The sequence below is a fragment of the Nocardia sp. NPDC056000 genome, from assembly GCF_042269265.1.
GTDB lineage: Bacteria > Actinomycetota > Actinomycetes > Mycobacteriales > Mycobacteriaceae > Nocardia.
On record NZ_JBHJXS010000006.1, the window covers coordinates 265,703 to 284,446 of the forward strand.

The window sequence follows — 18,744 nt, forward strand, 5'->3', positions numbered from 1 at the left end:
ACCTCTGAAGAATACCCCTCGGTACTCAATACCTAGCAGTACCAACAAGATTCGAAATGAAATATTCACTCGAATTGTTTGCTGGAATCCCCGGTCCAGCAAACCCTATGCTGATCATTAACCGCACTCACCTACCGACCGGCAGGGGCGATCTCAGTTATCGGGGACGGGGCCGTCATTGGGACCGGCATCGGCGAGATCCCGCTGTTCGGGAAGCAGCGGGGCGATGGCGAAAACGGCCGCGGAGGCATCGGCGGGCAGCGCCTCCACCGCGCGAATTCCGGGGCGGGCAGCCAGGTTTCGGAGCTGTTCGAGGTTGCCGTGCACGACCAGGCTCACCAGGCAGGGGCAATTGGCGCGCAGTCGGGCCGCGACCACGGCATTGGTGCGGACGTCGCGGTCGTTGTAAGCCTGCGCCACAGCCACCGCGGCCGCGGCCGAACGCTGGGACCCCAGCGCGGCGGCTTCGCCCGCGGGCAGCGGAATATCCAGCACCGGGGTCGCCACCCGGTCGATCGCCACATGGTAGATCGCGTCCGAAATGCGCAGGCCGCCACTGTACTCGGGAAGGTGATCGGCCGAAATGCCCTCGGTGAAGGAGATCAGCGCCCAATGCTCGGCGGTATCGCCGCCGCTCAAGGTGTCCCGCGCCCGGGCCAGATACCCGTCGACCGGTTCGCTGTTCTCCGGTCCCAGGCGATCGGTGGCGACAATGCCCTTGCGCGGCGGAATCGCCCAGCCCAGCAGCACGATCAAGATCACCAGCAGCACCGCCGCCGACCAGCCCGCGACCCGCCGCGCCCGGACATCATCGGTGAGGGCGCTGACCGCCCGGCCGATCTGCACGCGTAACTCCTTGTGCTCGTGACTCAGTGCGTGCGCAAGACTTCCAGAGCGTGCTCCAGATCGGCGGGGTATTCGCTGGTGATCTCGATCCAGCGGCCGTCCGCCGGATGATTGAAACCGAGCTGACGGGCGTGCAGCCACTGGCGTTCCAGGCCCAGGCGTTCGGCCAGGCGGGGATCCGCGCCGTAGGTGAGATCACCGCAGCAGGGATGCCGGACGGCGGAGAAATGCACGCGAATCTGGTGTGTGCGACCGGTTTCCAGATGGATATCGAGCAGACTCGCCGACTGGAAGGCCTCGACCGTGTCGTAGTGCGTGACGCTGGGACGGCCGTCCGCGGTAACCGCGAACTTCCAGTCGTTACCGCGCGCGCGGCCGATCGGGGCGTCGATGGTGCCGCTGCTCGGATCCGGATGACCCTGCACCAGAGCGTGATAGCGCTTGTCCACGGTGCGCTGTTTGAACGCGCGCTTGAGCACGGTGTACGCGTGCTCGGACTGCGCGACCACCATGACGCCGGAGGTGCCGACGTCCAGGCGGTGCACGATGCCCTGGCGCTCATGCGCGCCGGAGGTGGAGATGCGGTAGCCCATCGCGGCCAGACCACCGACCACCGTCGGGCCGGACCAGCCGACACCGGTGTGCGCGGCCACGCCGACCGGTTTGTCGACGGCGACGATATCGTCATCGGCGTAGAGGATCTTCATACCGTCGACGGGGGTGGCCTCGACGACGAGTTCGCGCTTGGGCTCCGGAAATTCGACCTCCAGCCAGGAGCCCGCGTTCAACCGGTCGGACTTGCCCGCCGCCACACCGTCCAGCTGCACCGAACCCTCTTCGGCCATGCTGGCGACCGCCGTGCGCGACAGGCCCAGCAAACGGGACAGTCCGGCATCGACACGCATGCCGTCCAAACCATCCGGCACCGGCATACTGCGGGTTTCCCTCATACGGTCTTCTCCTCCGCGCTCTCGTCCTCCTCGTGCCGATGCGCACGCGTGCCATCAGGTTCGAAACCGAACACCGTCAACGCCACCAGTAGTGCGGCGCCGCAGACAATCGCCGAATCGGCGACATTGAACACCGGCCACCAGCCGACCGCCACGAAATCCACCACGTGACCCTGCAGCGGGCCGGGCGCGCGGAACAGGCGATCGATCAGATTGCCCAGTGCGCCACCGAGCACCATGCCCAGCCCGATCGCCCACGGCAGCGAGCGCATGGTGCGGCCGATCCGCACCACACCGATCACCACGGCCGCGGCGACCAGGGTCAGCAGCCAGGTCATACCGGTCGCCATCGAGAACGCCGCGCCCGGATTGCGCACCAGGGTCAGGCGCACCACATCGTCGATGATGTGGATCGGGCGGCCCGGGGTCATCTTGGCGACCACGAGGCATTTGGTCAGCAGGTCCAGGCCGAGCAGTACCGCGGCCACGATCAACAGCGTGCGCAACCGCAGCGGCTGGGCCGCAGCCGTGTCGGACTCGGCGGCAGCGGAAATCGCGGACTCGGCGGCAGCGGGAGTCGCGGGCTCGGGGGCCGCGGGCTTCGCGACGGCGTCCGGATTCGGCGTTGCCGGGGTGCCGAGGGGTGCGCTATCTGCTGGCGACTCGTCTGGTTCGTCTGCGCCGGATTCGCGCGGCCGGTCGGTACTCACCCTTGACATCATTCCCTATGGCCATTCCGTGCCCGATGGCCGGACGGCGCGCCCGCATCCCAAGCTGATTATCAGGAAGTGGCCGTAACCTGTTCGACGTGACGGTGTTGTCTTCATCCCCCGGTTCGGCGAACGCCACCGCACGCTGTACCCGTACCCCCGGCCGCGCCCGGCCGGGACAGCGCGCCACCCGATCCGGCGTCCTTCTCATCGTGCTCGCGGTCACCCTGTCGGCCTTCGGGGTCGGCTGCAGCGACCGCTCCGAGACCACCACCGAATCCGACAGCGCGGAACCGCTCGGCATCGGTAAGGAGGTCACGATGCCCATCGCGGCGGTGACCACCACGGTGCTCGATCCCGGCGCCGAACCGCGCTCGGCGCTGCGGCCCACGCTGCCGCCGGGCACCACCCAGCAGGTCACGCTGCGCACCGACCATCACATAGAACAGCAGATCGACACGCAGGCCGTGCGCGATTTCTCCCCGCCCGCGGTGACCATTCCGCTCACCGCCGAGGCCGGGACCGACGGGGTGGAGCTCACCCTCGGCACGGTCACCTCACCCGATCCCGCGCTCGCCAAAGCGCTACTGCCCGCTGACGGTTCGCGCGCCGGACTCGATATGAGCGAACTCGGCGCGATCACCGCGCTGCGCCTCGCGCCCAAGGCCGCCACCTCCGATGCCGCGCGCGCCGCGCTCGAGCAGGCGTTCTATCAGGCCGTCTACCAGTCCATCGCGTTCCCGGACGATGCCGTCGGCGAAGGCGCGGTATGGACGGTGCGGCAACAGGTTTCCGGCAGTGTGCCGCTGGAACAGGTCACCACCGCGACGCTCACGCACCGCGAGGGCAGTCTGCTCACCATCCACCTCGATGTGACGCAGACGCCGAAATCGACGGTCTGGCATCTGCCCAATGAGGCCGGACAACTCGAGATCATCGACTACCTCATGCGCGGCACCGGCGTGATCACCGTGGATCTCGGTATGCCGCTGCCGGTTTCGGGCTCGGTCGAAGTCGGCGGCAACCAGGCCTACCGCGACCCGCACAGCTCGGTCACGCTCCGCCAGACGCTGCGCACCCAGGTGCAGTGGGGCGCCTGACACGCCCGGGCCGGCGGCCGGGCATGATGGCGGCGTGAACCTCCGTAATCGGCCGCGCGGGCGCACCGCGATGGTAGCGCTGCTCGGCGTGAGCGCCGTGGCGCTGTCCGCCTGCGGCTCACATGATTCCGCGCCCGCACTGCCCACGCTCGGCCCGGTGGTACAGCCGACCGTGCCCAGCAACGCACCGGTGCCGGATGTGACGGGACTGCGCAACGGGCTGCTGGACGCCACGCAGCTGCCGTCCGGATACACCTCGCTCGGGGATCCGCCGACCGGCAGTAGCACCGGGGCCGGAGCGGGCACCAATCCGGTGCAGTGCGCGAAGGTGCTCGCGCCCATCGCCGAACAGGCCACCAATGCCGCCACCCGGGCCGCCGCGCAATACGGCGGACCGGATTTCGAGAGCATCGATATCGACGCCGCGGCCTACGCTAACGGCGGAGCGGCGCAGGCTTTCTCCTCGGTCCAGGCGCTATTACGGGCCTGCTCCAGCTACTCCAGCACCGATCCGGACGGCACCAAGGTCGAATACCAGGTCGGCGGACTGGATCAGCCGACCTCCGGCGACGCCTCCTTCGCATTCCGGGTGCACACCACCAGCCAGGGCCTGACGCTGTACTCCGCGGTGACCGTGTCACTGGTCGGCGCGACCGTCGTGCAGTTCTCCATGTCCGGCGCGAAAGAGCCGGACTCGCAACAGCTCACCGCGCTGACCACGGCCCAGGTGAACAAACTGCGCGGCCGGCCCGCGCCCTGACCCCGAAACCAGTTCCGCCCCCGCTGATTCAGCGGGGGCGGACCGTTCTACTTCCAGCCGTTCACATTGATCGGACCCGGAGTCCAGAGTCCCGAATGGGTTTCGGGGGTGATGACCGGGCGGCCCGTGATCGCGGTGTCGTCGATGCGGGAGAACTGTTGCAGCTCACCCCAATCGCGCCGCCAATCCTGGTTCAGGTAGGTGGCCAGGGTGTGCGGGCGCAACAGCATGGTGCTCCAGCCCAGCGGGCCGCCGCCGTCATGGTTCTCCCACAGGTTCGTGTCATGCGCGCCGCCGCGGTCGGGCAGGATGCGATAGCCCGGCACCTCGGCGATGCCGACGTGATGATCGAACGGGCGCTGGCACGGGAATTGCAGGCCCACAGCCCAATCCAGCAGTACGGGCTGCTGTGAGCCGATGAGATCCTGGAGAATGCGGGTCTGCGGGACACGCGGCGGGGTGAGCGCGACCCACTGCTTGCCGTCCCGATCGCGATCGGTGGCGACAATGCGGATCACCGTGGCATCGGACGGGATCTCGGTGAACGGGATCCGCAGATTGCGCCAGGTCGGCGTGGGACCGATATCGATCGGCGTGATCCGGCCCTGCGGCTCCAGATCGGCTGTGCCGTACTCGATTTCGACGGATTGGCCGGGCGTGACCACCCCGTACTGATCCACCGATCGAATTCGCCCGGCCGCCGTGATCGCGACAATGCCCTTGCGATCGGCCGCGGCGGGCAACCGGTACCAACCCGTGGTGAGCTCGGCGACCGACTCACTCGTGCCATTGCTGCCCAGCACCGGCACCTTGGCCGGATTCAAACCGAAAGGCAGTGCGGTGGTGGTGGTTCCGGATTCGCTGTCACTGGACTTGTTGGTCAGTGTGGTGGTGATGGCGCTGGTGTCGACCTCATCGTCGGCGCGCATATCCGAGGCCACGCCCGACGGGCTGAAGCCCTTGGCATCCGCGGTGAAGGTACCGAAGACGTCACCGTTCACCGGCGTCAGCATGCCGTCGTTGGGATCGGTCTCCACCAGCACATCTCGCGCCATACCGCACGGCTGACCCAGTACCGCGGCGGTATTCGAGCGCGCCAGCGAGAACGCCGGATACTGCGAATACGCCGCCTTCGCGAACGAGCCCACCTCGACCAGCACCATCAGCGCCGCGGCGATGGTCAGCGGGGACAAGGCCGCCAGCCGCCAGGCGCGCGGGGAAATACGATGCGGGGCAGCGGGTTCCGGAGCCCGCACATGCCACCACCCGGCCAGCACCAGGAACAGCAGCGCGAGCACCAGGAACAGCTTGTTCACCCCGATACCGGCGATCAGCGGCGGCTTGTCATTGAACGGGATGCCGAAATTCGAGACGTACCACCAGCCGTTCATGCTGGAGAACGTCAGCGCCAGCGCGAAAGCCACCACCGAGGCGAACAGCGCCCGGTTGCGCGGTGAACGCATTACCTTGGGGCCCAGCGCAACCGCCGCGAGCACCCCGATCACGCCCGCCAGACCGGCGTAGACGCCATTGTGGTGCGTCCACTTGGTGGGGGTCGTCATCATCAGCAGAATCACGCCGACGGTGCTGCCCAGCACGCGCCGCGCCGGACCGGACGCCACCGTGGGAATCCGGCCGCCCTTGCGCAGCAGCACGAACGCGCATGCGGCCATGCCCAGCCACAGCATGAACATGCCGAACCTGCGCGCCACCGAACCGTCGATGGAGACCATGAAAAGGTACTGATAGCGCAGATATTCGTCCGGCCACTTCACATTCGGGCCGACGATATTGTGCACGCGCTTCATCTCGAACATGGCGGCGAGGGTTTCCACGCCGAACATGGCGACCAGCACCACGGTTCCGGCGGCCACCAGCGGGGTCGCCAGGGTGAGATAGGCGACGAAACGAGTGCGCAGGACTCGCAGCGCGCTCGCACCCTCCGGAACCGGCTTGCTCAACGCCCGAGCCCGGTTATCCAGCACCCGCCACATCGGGCGGATACCGGCCAGCAGCGGGGCGAAGCAGATGACGCCCGACGGGCCGACCGTACAGCTGAACGCGCCGATGGCGATCGCGATGCCGTACGGCAGCAAGCGGCGGGTGGCGATGGCGCGCTCCACCGACACCCAGGTGAGCAGTACGCCCATCGCCACCATGGCCTCCGGGCGCAGACCGTTGTTGTACGGCAGCCAGATGGTCAGGAAACCCAGCGCACCGGTCCACACCGCGACCCGATTGCGGCGAATCCGCGCGCCCAGGCGCGGAATCACCTCGCGGCTGATCACCAGCCAGCAGATGAAACCGGCCAGCAGCGCGGGCAGGCGCACGAACGGGCTCGCCACGCTGATCTCGGCGAGCCGGCCGATCAGGTCGTAATACGGTGTGCCGACCGGGTTTTCGGGGACGCCGAAGTACGCGAAGTAGTTCGCCATATAGCCCGCGTGAATCGAGGTGCGGCCCATACCGAACTGGTAGCCGTCATCGGAGGTCGTCGAACCGATGAAGTGCCACAGCAGCAGCGTGCCCAGCACGAACGCGTCCACGGCGGAGAACGACCACCAGCGCTGCGGCAGGAAGCGGCGGGCGCGACGGCCGTCCAGGCGATCCAGGCGGTGCAGCGCGAACAGGGCCAGCAGGGTCGCCAGTACGGCGGTCCACAGGGCGATGCGCTTGATCAGCGTCGGATGCGCGGAGAAGCGGCTGTCGAGTTTCGCGGTGGCGGTGACGCCGTCCGGGGCGGGCAACTCGGTGAAGAAGCCGACCAGCTGCGGGCGATAGTCTCCGTCGAGTGTGACGGGAGACACATTCGAACCCGCGAGAATCGCGGTGGCCCGGGTCATTTCGGTGTGCACGGTCAGTACGCAGTTGGCCGGGAGCTGGTCCATCGGGACGCTCACCAGGGTCTGATCCTGCAGTACCGCTTCGAATTTGCCGGGTGTGACGATGCCTTCGGCATCGGTGGTGGCGGCGGTCACATGCGCCGCGAACCCGTATCGATCGCGATTCGGCGCGCCGTTCGGCCCCGTGGCGAGCAGGGTCCCGCCCTGCGAACCGAGTTGCGCCGCAGCCGAACACGGGATGGTCGCGTCGAAGGTCAAGGGCGCGTATGAGATGAGCGGCGCTTCCACGCTCTTGGCCGAATCCCCCTGCGGCCAGGACAGTGTCGCGGCATCCACCTTGACCGGCAATACCGGCACCGCGATGGCGGCCAGCACGGCGATCAACCCCGCGATCAGAGCGACCGGCCGTTCCCAACCCCCGTATCTTCGTCGATCGGAATCGGGTCCAGCACTACCGGCGGAATCCTGCCCCGCCTTCTCCATCACGTCGGTCACGATCGCAGATATTAAGGGGCGTTCCTGATAACCCGCTCCACAGTCACCGTGCACTCCGCGCGACCCGCACCACATCCTGCACGAACAACCCCATATCCACCCCGTCCGCACCTCCCGGATACCGCACCTCGAACGCAGTCACACCCGCCACAACCACCGCAAACCGCACAAACCCACCATCCCGCGCCCACTCCACCACCGCCTCCTCCCCCAACCCGATCACCGCATCCCCCACCCGCAGCACCAACCCCTCCCCATCCCGGCACACCTCCGCCGCCACACCACCCAGCTCACCGAGCAACGAACCGAAGCCGAGCCCATCCCACAGCCGAGGCAACCCGGGATCCGGCCGGGGTGCGGGAACCGGGGCGGGCTCGGGGTCCGGCACCGGGACAGGCTCGGGCGGTGACTCGGCACCCGGACCCGGTACCCAAAAGCTGCGGTCGGGAGCATCGGGGGCCGCGTAGTCCGCGATCGGCGACAGACCGAAATACCTTGGGGTGTAAGGGATCTTCGACGTCGTGTCGTACTCATGCCCATTCGGCGCGAACCGAATATCGGGTATACCCGCCCGCGACCGCCGAGGCGGGGATCCCCCTTCGGCAGTCGATGGGCGCGGCGAATTCAAAGGTTCGACCGGTTTCGGCGTGGTCGGCTGATGCCGGGATTCACCGGACGGCCTGAGCGGAGTGTGCGGCGCGGCACCAGCGGCCGATTGCGAAGCAGCGGCCGGCGCGGCCGAGACAGGTGCGGGTGATGGTGATCGATGGGAGTCGCCGACATCGAGACCGAGCCGTTCAGGCTCGGGCTCCCTCACCGGTTCGATGGGTTTCGGGACGGGTTCGGCTCCCTTTGCTGATTCCGGCCGGGATTGGTGTTCCGCTGGCGGAGTGCGGATATCGGGGGCCGGGTGGGGTGTGGAGCCGTCGGGGCCGCCAAGATTGGCCGTGTCGGGGGTGTTGAACCGGGGAGCGCCGAGCGGATGGGCTCCGGCGGCGGGGTGGCGGAAACCCTTGGTGCCGCCGGTGAGGGCGCCGAAGGCCGCGCCGTTGGTGAGGAGGCGGGGGTCCCAGGTGAAACCGTTGAGGGCGCCGCCTACGCCCCAGGCGCCTACCGCGCCGATCATGCCCGCGCCTGCTCCGACGGCTGCGCCTCGGAACATGTTGGGGATTCGGGTGTCTGGGAGAGGGAGGTGTTTTGCGCCCTTGCCGAGGAGGTCGCCCGCGGGGCCGCCGATGGCACCCGCGGCTGCGGCGGTGAGGGCGGTGTCTCCGACTCGGGTCCAGTCGACCTCTTTGCGGTGACCGGCGGCCATTTGGCCGAGTTGGATCGCCAGGTCTTGGCCCGCGCCGAGGGCCGTGCTTATCGCTACGTGTTTCATGGTGAATTTGGTGAGGGCGGCGACGGCCAATTTCAGTGTCTCGCGGGCGATTTCGCTGATCGCGCGCCCTGCCAGCTGGCGGATGGCCACGCGGGTGGTGGCGATGGCGACCGCTTCCACGGCGGGGGCGGTGGGCGGGAACACCCATGCGGCGGCGATTTCGATGGCGAGCATGGCCAGGGAGCTGATGACCAGGATCTTGGTGTACTCGATCTCGGTGCCGAGGGCATCGGCCCCGTCGGCGACCGTGTCGAGGATCCCGGCGAACTCCTCGAGTGATCGGGGACCGTGTTCGAGCTGATCGAGGGATTCGGCGATCGCCTCGATGCCTTCACCCCAGGGGTAGGCGGCGAGGGTGGCGTACTTGGCCGTTGTCACCGCATCGAGCAGATCGCGGATTTCCGCTGCGGCGGTTCGCCAATCGGCGCCGATGGCCCACATCCGGTCTTCGTCGCCTTCGGGCCAGTCCGATCCGGCGACCCAGCCCAGTACATCGGGGAGGTCGAAGCCCAAGGCCGCTACGCCCCGCCGAGACCGCAAGCACCGCGGTGATCGTTCTTCTCCAGCAGGGTGGCGGCGTCCCGCTGTCCGTCGGCATAGGACTTGAATGTGCCTGCCAGCTGGGCGAATCCGGATTTCAGGTTCGCGTGTGCGGCGTTGTAGCCCTGATCCCCCTCGGCGAAGGTGGCGCCGTAGCCGTCGTTCCCCCACGCGGAACCCTTGGCGGACAACGAGTTCTCGAGTTTGTTCAGGATTCCGGCGACGCGCAGGTTCAGTTCATCCATCTGCCCCGCGGCCCCGCGCAATCGGCTCGCACTCGCCCCAACCTTGGCTGCCACCGCTTCTCCTCCACCGCATTCGACCGGAGTAGGACGATCGCATGAGATGAACGGTGCCGAAAAGACATCCGAGCCGGAATTAACGCGGCCCTGACATCCTGTGCGGCCCAACGCATCCCGCGTTGACGCGTTATTGACGCCCCGGATACCGCTGCGCCAGCGCGGCAATGATGTCCAGGCATTCACGCGCACACCGCTCGATGATCTCCGCCACCGGTTCGACGGTATCGATGCGGCCCGCGACCTGCCCGCTCAAAGCAATGGCCGCCTCCATATCGCCGCCGAAGTACAGCTCCATGGCATTGCCGAACAGCGCCATGGCATTGGTGTCGGTATCGAACTCCAGCGCGGTGGTGCGACCGGTGCGCAGCGCCCGAAGTGCCGGTTTGGCATGACGATTCAGGAAAACCGTATCGGTCTCGCGAGCCGCGAGCACCGCCTGCTTCCAGTTGTCGTGAATCGGACTCTCCGCCGCCGACACCATGCGGGTGCCCATCTGCACCCCCTCCGCGCCGAGCGCGAACGCCGCCGCCATGGACGCACCGTCCACGAAACCGCCCGCGGCGATGATGGGTACATCCACCTTGGAGGCGATCAACGGCAGCAGCACCATGCTGGACACCGGCTGCGGACTCTTGAATCCCCCGCCTTCACCGCCCTCGACCACCAGCCCGTCCACCCCGGCGTCGACCGCGCGCAGCGCACCTTCCAGATTGGGCACCACATGAAATACGGTGAGCCCGTTGGCCTTCAACGACGCCGTGTATTTCGTCGGACTGCCCGCCGACGTAGTGACGAATGAAACCCCTTGTTCGGCGACGAAATCCACGATCCCCGGATCCCGCACGAACGCCTGCGCGATATTCACCCCGAACGGCTTGTCGGTGAGCTCCCGCATGGCCAGGATCTCCTGCCGGATGACATCGAGCTCCCCCGAGGAGGTTTCGATGATCCCCAGCGCCCCGGCATTGCTCACCGCACTGGCCAGCCGCGACCGCGCGATCCAGCCCATCGGCGCCTGCACGATCGGAATGTCCACGCCGAGCAACTCGGTGACCCGGTTGGTGAATCGCGATGTCGAAACCATGCGTCCGTCCTACCATCCCCGCACCGGGCGCGAACAGTGCGCGAATCGCCTGTCCCGCACAGCGAACGAGCCCGCCGTCCGGACGGGACGACGGGCTCGCTTCGGGAAGAACTACGTGCAGGCCGGGGAGGTCTGGTTGGCCAGCGACAGCATGTTGCAGATCCATTCCTTCTGGACCTTCCACTTGCCGTCCTCGGCGACGAAGGGCACCACGGCGTTCTGCGGCGCACCACCGGCAACGGCGACCTGCGCGTCGGCGGTCAGCGTGCCATTGCCCAGATCGGTCACACCGGTGACGGTGATGGTGGCCTGGTTCTGCTTGTACGCCTCGATCATGCGCGAGGGCAGGCTCGGATCGGCCTGCACGCCCTGCATCATGTCCAGCTTCTCGGCATCCGGAATCGCCGGGTCCAGGGCCTTCTGCAGCTGGGCGTTCAGGTCCGCGGCCGTGGGAGCGGGCGGGTAATTCTGGGCGGCGGTGGTCTGCGAGGTGGAGGTCTTGGTGGGCTTGGTGGACTCCTTCTTGTCACCGTCGCCACACGCCGACAGCCCGAGTACCGTCACGACAGCCAAGGTGGCGACCGCGATACGTCCAGTCTTCTGAAACTTCAACTGCTCGTCCTTTGCGTTCGAGTAGGTCCGTTCGACTACGTGACAGCGTGGCAACCCCATCGGCGACGCTGCACGACGACACAGAGGCTACCAACGCGATCCGTGAGAATCGGCCTCCGAACACGCTGCGACGCACTTTCAGTCCGAATCCTCATAATTGGCGCATTCGTCCCTTAAACACGGCCCACCAGCGGAAGTGTCGTTCACTCCAGGCTGCGCAGCGGGTCGGCCCGCGTCAGCGCCGGGTCCTCGGCCGAAAAGGTGCGCGCCGCGCCGGGACCGGTGGACCGGGTCTCGAAGCGCACCGTCACCACCCCGTGGCCCGCACCCTGCACCCAGCCGTGCCCGAAGTCCGGATGTGCCACATCCAAACCCGGATACCAGCTCTCCTTGGCGTACGAGCGCGTCGCGGGCGGCACCTCCGGCACCGGGCCCGCGGCAATGCCCAAAGTCGGCTCCTCCGAGACCGATTCACCGCTGTCCACGGCCTGATCCAATTCCGGGAACAGCGATTCCTGCCGAATCTCGGACAGCCCGGCGAAACCCACACCCACCAGGCGAATCGGCCCCAACTCCACCGGATCGATGGCCGAGCGCTGCGCCGCCGCGGTGAGCGTGGCCAAATCCTCGGTGGCGTACGGCAGTGTGAAGGACCGGGTCACGATGCTCATATCCCGGCGCTTGAGTTTGAGCACCACCGTGCGCGCGGCCCGCCCGTCCGCGGTGAGCCGCCGATGCGCCGACACCGCCATGGCGTCGATGGCCGGGCGCAGCTGCGGCAGCGTGACGATATCGGTCTCATAGGTGGTCTCGGCGCTGATCTGCTTGGCCTCCGCGCGCTCGGCCACCGGGCGATCGTCGATACCGCGCGCCAGCCGATGCAGCGCGATTCCCATGGCGCCGCCCAGAATCGAGGACGCCTCGGTCTCCGGCAGCGCCGCCAGCGCGCCCACGGTCTCGATTCCCAAAGTGCGCAAACGACTTTCGGCGACCGGGCCGATGCCCCATAGTCGGCGCACCGGCAGCGCGGCCAGGAAGCGCTGCTGCTCCCCCGGCGAAATGACCCGCACCCCATCGGGTTTGGCCAAATCGGAGGCGATCTTGGCCAGCTGCTTACCGCTGCCCGCGCCCACCGACGCCACCAGACCGGTGCGCTCGCGCACCAGCGCGCGCAACTCCTCACAGAATTCGAGCACCTCACCCGCGGTGGCCCCCGCCAATTCGGCGGGCTCACCGAACGCCTCATCGAAGGACAGCGTCTCCAGCACCGGAATCCGCGACCGCATGGTTTCGAACACCTGCCCGCTGAGCTCGCCGTACACCGCCCCGCGCGGCGGCACCACCACCGCGTTCGCACCCACCAGCCGCCGCGCCTGATGCATGGGCATGGCCGAGCGCGCCCCGAACACCCGCGCCTCGTAGCTCGCGCCCGCCACCACGCCGCGCCCGCCCATACCGCCGACCAGCACCGGCCGCCCGCGCAGCGTCGGCCTGGTCAACTGTTCGACCGAGGCGAAAAAGGCGTCCATATCCATATGCAGCACCCAGCGCCGCCCGCGCTGATCGTTCGCTGTGCGGCCGCTCCCGGGTTGCTGCGAATCCGCCCCGCCGCCCGCACCGGGCACGCCGACCCCGCCCGCACCGGCGAGCGCGCCACGACCAGGCACGATGCGCTCGGGCGCGGGATGGGCAGAGGTGTTCACGCTCGGGAATCTACGCGCCACTACCGACAGGTACGGCCGAGGCGGTGTGTGAGGATGGATGTCATGACGATTCGCAAGGCCGTGATTCCCGCGGCGGGCATCGGCTCCCGCCTGCTGCCCCTGACCAAGGCGATCCCCAAGGAAATGCTCGCGGTCGGCGATAAGCCGGTCATCGAACATACGGTGCGTGAGCTGGTGGACTCCGGCATCACCGATATCACCATCGTGGTGAGCAGCGGAAAGTCATTGATCCAGGACCACTTCCGGCCCAACCCGCAATTGGTGGCACAGCTGCGCGCCGACGGTAAGGCCGCCTACGCCGACGCGGTGGAGGAGGTCGGCGAGCTGAGCCGCCAGGGCCACATCACCTACCTCGATCAGCACGGCCCGTACGGCAATGGCACGCCCGTCCTGAACGCCGCCCGCACCCTCGGCGATGAACCCATGCTGGTGCTGTGGCCCGATGACGTCTTCGTCGCCGGGGTGCCGCGCGCCCAGCAGCTCATCGACGCCTACGAGAAGACCGGCGCGCCCGTACTGGCACTGGTGCCGATGGACCCCGCCGAATCACAGCGCTACGGCGTCCCTGTCGTGGAGGAGACCCAGGCCGATGGGCTCATGCGGATCAGCGGCCTGATCGAGAAGCCCAAGCCCGCGGACGCACCGTCCGGCTTCGCCGCCATCGGCGGATACGTGGTGACGCCCGGCATCATCGCGGAACTGCGCCGCCAGGTGGACAACTGGTACACGCACCGCACCGGCGAGGTCTACCTCACCGACGCCATCAATATCTTCGCGGCCTCGAATCCGGTGTACGGCCAGGTCATTCGCGGTACCTGGTACGACACCGGCAATCCGGCCGACTATCTGGTGGCCCAATTCGCCTCCGCGCTGGCGCATCCCGAGTACGGTCCGCTGTTGCGTCAGCTCGTCAAGGAGTAGGCGCGCGTCACAAACACGCCAGCGTCCAATTGGTCAAAACGTGAAACATAGGGGCAACAAACCACGATCATCCCCACTGGATCTTGCTGGGCTAGTGTGGGAGTTCGGTTTTGCGTTGCGGCAGTACGCTCATGTTCGGAACAGGTATCCGGATGGCGGCGCTGGCCGCCGTGACCTGTGTCATCAGCACCGCGCTCAGCGCGGGAACGGCTGACGCGGCCCCACCGGATCCGATCACGAGCCACGCGACCCTCGCTGCCACACCGGTTTCCGAGGACGGCTCGCGCATCACCCGCTTCGAGATCCGGGACGCGCACAACCTCACCCTGCACGTGTACTCGGAGGCCATGAACGCCGAGTACACGGTGGAGGTGCAGCGTCCCGCCGACGCCTCGGTGCCGCGCCCGGTGCTGTACCTGCTCAATGGCGCTGGGGGCGGCCAGGATACGGCCAATTGGAAGCGCAATACCGACTCCACCCAGTTCTTCGCCGATAAGAACGTGAACGTGGTGATGCCGATCGGCGGCGCGTTCAGCTACTACACCGACTGGCGCGCAACCGATCCCAAGCTCGGCGTGAACATGTGGAAGACCTTCCTCACCGAGGAGCTGCCACCGCTCATCGACGGGGCCCTGGGCACCAACGGTTTACGCGCCATCGTCGGCATGTCCATGTCCGGCACCTCGGTGCTGCAATTGCCGATCGCCAAGCCCGGCCTGTATCGCGCGGTCGCGGCGTACAGCGGATGCGCGCAGATCAGCGATCCCATCGGGCGTAAATTCGCCGAGCTGGTGGTGTCCATCGGCGGCGGCAATCCCGCCAATATGTATGGGCCCGATACCGATCCGGAATGGGCGGAGAACGATCCGTACGTGCACGCCGAGGATCTGCGCGGACTCGAGCTCTACATCTCCAATGGCAGCGGCCTGCCCGGACGGCACGACAATCTCTCCGATGTGCGCAGCCTCGGCCCGGCCGACGGCGGCATCATGCAGCAGCTGCTGGTCGGCGGCATTCTGGAGGCGGCCAGCGACTGGTGCGCCCGGAACCTGCAGGTCAAACTCGATGAACTGGATATCCCGGCGACCTTCGAGATCAGCCAGGCGGGCACGCACTCGTGGGGTTACTGGGAGGACGCGTTGCGCGCCTCCTGGCCGGTGCTGGCCAAGGGGCTGGAGCTGTAAATACCTACGGCAGTGGGACTATCACCACGCGATTGTCCGGCATGGCGGGCACCCACAGATTCCGGCCCGCCGCGTCGACGGTGAAATCGGCTGGGCCGTGCAGGTTCTCGGGCAGTTTCACCGGGGACACCTCGACGCCGTCCGGATGGTAGGTGGTGATCCGGCCGGGCTGATCGCCCCCGCTCACCACCCAATCGGAGACGACCAGGGTGCCGTCGGGGAGTACGGCGAGCCCGTCCAGCACACCGTGAATCGCGCCGATGCGCTGCGGTATCACCGGGTTCTGCGCGAGATCCAGACGCCATACGTCACCGCCGCCGAAATCCGCGCCGACACCGGCCACGTAGGCGACCTTGCCGGTCGCGTCGAGGGCGATGCCATTGGCCCCGGGCAGCCCGGTGGCGATCGGATCGAACCGCTTCGTCTCCAGGTCGAGCCGGAACACGCTGCCGCGCACGGTATCGGTGACCAGCAGCGTCCGGGAATCCAGCAGCGCCAGATCATTGAGCAGCGCCGGTTCCCCGCCGCCGAGCGCGGCCTCGAACACCTGCCCGTGCGTATCGACGTCGTAGCCGACGACCCGATCGATATCGGCGACGAATACTCGATTGTCCGTGCGCGCCAAGCCTTTCGGCGCGTTCAGCGGCGGATCGCCGGGCCGCGGCATGGCCCGCCGCGCGGTCACGGTACCGGCCGAATTCAGTTCGGTCAGATAGCCGTCGCCGTCCTTGCCGGTGGCATCCGCTGTCGCGCCGACATTGGAGATGAACCAGCGGTCCCCGGCGAACAGCACGCTCTCGGGCGTCGAGAAGCCTTCCAGGGAACCGGGTTTGGCGACGGTCCCGGGCGCGGTGTGCGCGCCGGTGGTGCGCGCCGCCGCCGTGTCATCGGATGCGCCGCAGCCGGTGGCGGCGATGAGCAGCAGTACCCCGGCGCAGGTGGTCACCACCCTGCGACCGCTCGTCATCGCGAGACCGTTCGACCCATGGGACATGAGCCCACCCTCCGACGGAAGATCTCGCCCCGACCGGCGAGACGGGGGTCAGTCTAGCCAGGGCGGGTCCGCGAGAGAGCCGAAATCAATTGAACTCCAATCGGTTTCGTTTACTCATCAACTACTCGTCGGTGGCGTTGTAGCGGACCAGATAGTCCGCCATGCGAGCTATGTCGGCATCATCCCAATCCCGAAGGCGTTCCTCGAATGCCGCCGCCCGGGTGCGCGCCGCCGCGGTCGCCACCCGGCGACCCTCGGGGGTCGCGTGCAGGATGTGGTTGCGCCGATTGGCCGGATCCACCTCCCGCTCCAGATAGCCGAGCCGCTCCAGGGTCGCGACCTGACGGCTCATGGTGGATTTGTCGAGATGGAAATGTCCGGCCAGCTCACTGGCCAGGCAGCCGTCCCGTTCGATCACCAGATCCAGAATGCTCGACGCCACCAGCGAGAGCTCCGGATGCAATTCGGCGGCGCGACCGCGGGCGCGGCGGGCGAAGGCGGTGAGTTCGCGCTGGATCACCTCGATGGCGTCCGCACGAGCGGTATCGGCGGTCGCGGCACCCGGGAATTCCGGCTCGGTCTCCATAGTTGTATAGTACAACCTCATATAGTTGCATTTACCAACCGTTCGGAGATTCCATGGCCACGCATCAGATCCGGCACGTCGCCACCCATCTGCTCACCCCGCTGCTCATGTGCCTGGGCATGGGACTCGCGTATCTGGGCGCGTTCCACCAGCCCGAACCCAATCACCTCGCCGTGGCCGTGGTCGGCGACAGCGCACAGGTCAAGGTGCTCGCACAGACGCTGAAGGACACCGGTGGCAGCGCGCTCGACGTCATCACCGTGCCCAGCCGCGACGATGCGGTGGCGCAGCTGCGCAATCGCGATCTGGCGGGCGCGTTCGTGCCCGACGCACAGCATCCCGAAGTGCTGGTCGCCAAGGCCGGATCCGATACCACCGCCATGGCCGCAGAAGCGGTCTTCGGTCAGGTCACCGCGAAACAGGGTGTGCCGCTGACCATCACCGATGTCACCACCGCCGCCTCCGGCGATCCCACCGGACAGGGCATCTTCTTCCTGCTGGTGGCATTGAGCATCGGCTCGTACGGCAGCGTCGCGGCCATCGGCGCGGCGGGCGCGGGACTGTCCATGTGGATCAAAGGTCTTATCGGACTGGTGACTTCGCTGCTGGTGAGCCTGATCGGACTGGCGCTCGCGGGACCGGTCTTCCACGTGGTCGATCACGACAGCGCCGCCATCTGGGCCATGTCCTGGCTCTACTCGGCGGGCATTCTCGCCGTGGGCATCGGCGCGCACACCTTCCTCAAGCGCTGGACCACGCTCGCCATGATGGTGGTCTTCGTGATGCTCAACTTCACCACCTCGGGCGGCGTCTACACCCCGTGGTTGCAGAACAACTTCTTCGGCGCACTCCACTCCTTCTGGAACGGTGCGGGTTTCGTGGAGGGCGCGCGCAGCCTGCTGTACTTCGACAGCGCGGGTTTCGACTCGCGACTGCTGAGCCTGTTCGCCTGGTTCGGCGCGGGGCTGGTGCTGATGATCGCGGCCGCCTATGCCGAAAAGCGCCAGGCGGCAACGGCTCCCAAGCATGCGGCGGTGGCCGAACCGGCGGCCCAAGCCGTGGAGGAGGCCGAGGAAGAGATGGAGGAAACCGTCGGAGTGTGAGGTTCAGCGGCGAATATCAAGCTGCGCCAACGCCGTTCGCACCCCGGCCCGCACGGTCTCGGTATCGCCCACTCCCCCGCTGACGGCCACGCCGTCCCGAGTCAGCAGCAATGCGCGCGCCGCCTGGTCCACCTCATGGTGACCGGCGGCGCGCAGCCGTTCGGCCATGAGTTCGCGGAACCAGTCGCGATAGTCCCGCACCACCTCGCGCACCGCATGCTCCGGATTCGGAAACTCCACGGCGGCATTGAGAAACGGGCAGCCCCGGAAACCCGGGCCGCAGCTGAGTTCGCCGAGCTTCTCGAAAATGGTGACGATACTGTCCGCGCCGTCACCGGGCACCGACTCCAAAACCTCGCGCTGCCGGTCGTATTCGCGCACCAGATAGGCCACGACCAGGTCGTCCTTGGTCCGGAAGTGGCGGTAGAAGGTGGCCTTGGCGATGCCCGCCTCGGCGATGATGCGGTCGATGCCCACGGTGTGGATGCCCTCGGCATAGAAGAGCCGGGTGGCGGTCTCCAACAATCTCTCGCGGGCTGCACTCATACCCTTGACGATAGCAGACAGACCTGTCTACTCTGAAGGAGCACGTGAACAGACTAGTCTGTC

At 67.3% G+C, this 18,744-nt stretch carries 17 protein-coding genes; 5 read left to right on the forward strand and 12 right to left on the reverse strand.

Going from position 1 to position 18,744, the window contains the following annotated elements; genetic code table 11:
- Positions 1–153: 153 nt before the first annotated feature.
- Genes ACFC4D_RS19790 through lspA form a run of 3 tightly spaced genes read right to left on the reverse strand, consistent with a single transcriptional unit; the run spans position 154 to position 2,515 of the window.
- Positions 154–846 carry a hypothetical protein gene (locus ACFC4D_RS19790; protein ID WP_376065201.1) on the reverse strand — a complete coding sequence of 231 codons (693 nt, stop codon included), beginning with the start codon at positions 844–846 and terminating at the stop codon, positions 154–156.
- A 23-nt stretch (positions 847–869) separates the two neighbouring features.
- A complete protein-coding gene (locus tag ACFC4D_RS19795; protein ID WP_364643601.1) occupies positions 870–1,796 on the reverse strand; it encodes an RluA family pseudouridine synthase in 927 nt (308 codons plus the stop codon).
- Positions 1,793–2,515 (reverse strand): signal peptidase II, encoded by a 723-nt coding sequence (gene lspA / locus ACFC4D_RS19800; protein ID WP_376065204.1) that lies wholly within the window; start codon positions 2,513–2,515, stop codon positions 1,793–1,795. The genes ACFC4D_RS19795 and lspA overlap by 4 nt, the downstream gene beginning before the upstream one ends.
- A gap of 200 nt (positions 2,516–2,715) precedes the next feature.
- Here lspA and ACFC4D_RS19805 point away from each other — a divergent pair, with 200 nt between their 5' ends.
- Both ACFC4D_RS19805 and ACFC4D_RS19810 read left to right on the forward strand, forming a co-directional pair.
- Positions 2,716–3,606, forward strand: a complete 891-nt coding sequence (locus ACFC4D_RS19805) for a hypothetical protein (protein WP_375968241.1) — start codon at positions 2,716–2,718, stop codon at positions 3,604–3,606.
- A 34-nt stretch (positions 3,607–3,640) separates the two neighbouring features.
- The gene (locus tag ACFC4D_RS19810; RefSeq protein ID WP_376065207.1) at positions 3,641–4,366 is read left to right on the forward strand and encodes a hypothetical protein; all 726 of its coding nucleotides are present in this window, start codon (positions 3,641–3,643) and stop codon (positions 4,364–4,366) included.
- A 47-nt stretch (positions 4,367–4,413) separates the two neighbouring features.
- Here the strand turns inward: ACFC4D_RS19810 and ACFC4D_RS19815 are convergent, their stop codons facing one another.
- The 6 genes from ACFC4D_RS19815 to ACFC4D_RS19840 form a co-directional block, all read right to left on the reverse strand.
- A complete protein-coding gene (locus ACFC4D_RS19815; protein WP_376065550.1) occupies positions 4,414–7,692 on the reverse strand; it encodes an arabinosyltransferase domain-containing protein in 3,279 nt (1,092 codons plus the stop codon).
- 55 nt (positions 7,693–7,747) lie between these two features.
- Complete coding sequence (locus ACFC4D_RS19820; protein ID WP_376065210.1) at positions 7,748–9,598, reverse strand: hypothetical protein; 1,851 nt, start codon at positions 9,596–9,598, stop codon at positions 7,748–7,750.
- Positions 9,599–9,603: 5 nt separating this feature from the next.
- Complete coding sequence (locus ACFC4D_RS19825) at positions 9,604–9,924, reverse strand: hypothetical protein (RefSeq protein WP_376065212.1); 321 nt, start codon at positions 9,922–9,924, stop codon at positions 9,604–9,606.
- A gap of 130 nt (positions 9,925–10,054) precedes the next feature.
- Complete coding sequence (locus ACFC4D_RS19830) at positions 10,055–11,011, reverse strand: NAD(P)H-dependent flavin oxidoreductase (RefSeq protein ID WP_375968069.1); 957 nt, start codon at positions 11,009–11,011, stop codon at positions 10,055–10,057.
- A 111-nt stretch (positions 11,012–11,122) separates the two neighbouring features.
- Positions 11,123–11,623, reverse strand: a complete 501-nt coding sequence (locus ACFC4D_RS19835) for a hypothetical protein (RefSeq protein ID WP_375968070.1) — start codon at positions 11,621–11,623, stop codon at positions 11,123–11,125.
- A gap of 203 nt (positions 11,624–11,826) precedes the next feature.
- Positions 11,827–13,158: a DNA polymerase IV gene (locus ACFC4D_RS19840; RefSeq protein WP_376065553.1), complete on the reverse strand. Its 1,332-nt coding sequence runs from the start codon at positions 13,156–13,158 to the stop codon at positions 11,827–11,829.
- Between the two features lie 231 nt (positions 13,159–13,389).
- Between ACFC4D_RS19840 and ACFC4D_RS19845 the strand changes: the two genes are divergently transcribed.
- Both ACFC4D_RS19845 and ACFC4D_RS19850 read left to right on the forward strand, forming a co-directional pair.
- Positions 13,390–14,268 (forward strand): UTP--glucose-1-phosphate uridylyltransferase, encoded by an 879-nt coding sequence (locus ACFC4D_RS19845; RefSeq protein WP_364643625.1) that lies wholly within the window; start codon positions 13,390–13,392, stop codon positions 14,266–14,268.
- Between the two features lie 131 nt (positions 14,269–14,399).
- Positions 14,400–15,452 (forward strand): alpha/beta hydrolase, encoded by a 1,053-nt coding sequence (locus ACFC4D_RS19850; RefSeq protein WP_375968071.1) that lies wholly within the window; start codon positions 14,400–14,402, stop codon positions 15,450–15,452.
- A 4-nt stretch (positions 15,453–15,456) separates the two neighbouring features.
- Here ACFC4D_RS19850 and ACFC4D_RS19855 read toward each other — a convergent pair whose 3' ends face one another.
- A complete protein-coding gene (locus tag ACFC4D_RS19855) occupies positions 15,457–16,419 on the reverse strand; it encodes a hypothetical protein (protein ID WP_376065214.1) in 963 nt (320 codons plus the stop codon).
- A gap of 148 nt (positions 16,420–16,567) precedes the next feature.
- Positions 16,568–17,032, reverse strand: coding sequence for a MarR family transcriptional regulator (locus ACFC4D_RS19860; protein WP_364643634.1), 465 nt, complete (start codon positions 17,030–17,032; stop codon positions 16,568–16,570).
- 53 nt (positions 17,033–17,085) lie between these two features.
- Here ACFC4D_RS19860 and ACFC4D_RS19865 point away from each other — a divergent pair, with 53 nt between their 5' ends.
- A complete protein-coding gene (locus tag ACFC4D_RS19865; RefSeq protein WP_376065216.1) occupies positions 17,086–18,135 on the forward strand; it encodes a hypothetical protein in 1,050 nt (349 codons plus the stop codon).
- 3 nt (positions 18,136–18,138) lie between these two features.
- Here the strand turns inward: ACFC4D_RS19865 and ACFC4D_RS19870 are convergent, their stop codons facing one another.
- The gene (locus tag ACFC4D_RS19870; RefSeq protein ID WP_376065217.1) at positions 18,139–18,681 is read right to left on the reverse strand and encodes a TetR/AcrR family transcriptional regulator; all 543 of its coding nucleotides are present in this window, start codon (positions 18,679–18,681) and stop codon (positions 18,139–18,141) included.
- Positions 18,682–18,744: the final 63 nt, after the last annotated feature.

What these genes read in the sequence shown, in the direction of transcription:
- ACFC4D_RS19795 (WP_364643601.1), bottom strand. Translation starts at nt 1,796, where the DNA reads ATGAGGGAAACCCGCAGTATGCCGGTGCCGGATGGTTTGGACGGCATG.
- lspA (WP_376065204.1), bottom strand. Translation starts at nt 2,515, where the DNA reads ATGTCAAGGGTGAGTACCGACCGGCCGCGCGAATCCGGCGCAGACGAA.
- ACFC4D_RS19815 (WP_376065550.1), bottom strand. Translation starts at nt 7,692, where the DNA reads ATGGAGAAGGCGGGGCAGGATTCCGCCGGTAGTGCTGGACCCGATTCC.
- ACFC4D_RS19830 (WP_375968069.1), bottom strand. Translation starts at nt 11,011, where the DNA reads ATGGTTTCGACATCGCGATTCACCAACCGGGTCACCGAGTTGCTCGGC.
- ACFC4D_RS19840 (WP_376065553.1), bottom strand. Translation starts at nt 13,158, where the DNA reads ATGGATATGGACGCCTTTTTCGCCTCGGTCGAACAGTTGACCAGGCCG.
- ACFC4D_RS19845 (WP_364643625.1), top strand. Translation starts at nt 13,390, where the DNA reads ATGACGATTCGCAAGGCCGTGATTCCCGCGGCGGGCATCGGCTCCCGC.
- ACFC4D_RS19850 (WP_375968071.1), top strand. Translation starts at nt 14,400, where the DNA reads ATGTTCGGAACAGGTATCCGGATGGCGGCGCTGGCCGCCGTGACCTGT.
- ACFC4D_RS19855 (WP_376065214.1), bottom strand. Translation starts at nt 16,419, where the DNA reads ATGACGAGCGGTCGCAGGGTGGTGACCACCTGCGCCGGGGTACTGCTG.
- ACFC4D_RS19860 (WP_364643634.1), bottom strand. Translation starts at nt 17,032, where the DNA reads ATGGAGACCGAGCCGGAATTCCCGGGTGCCGCGACCGCCGATACCGCT.
- ACFC4D_RS19865 (WP_376065216.1), top strand. Translation starts at nt 17,086, where the DNA reads ATGGCCACGCATCAGATCCGGCACGTCGCCACCCATCTGCTCACCCCG.
- ACFC4D_RS19870 (WP_376065217.1), bottom strand. Translation starts at nt 18,681, where the DNA reads ATGAGTGCAGCCCGCGAGAGATTGTTGGAGACCGCCACCCGGCTCTTC.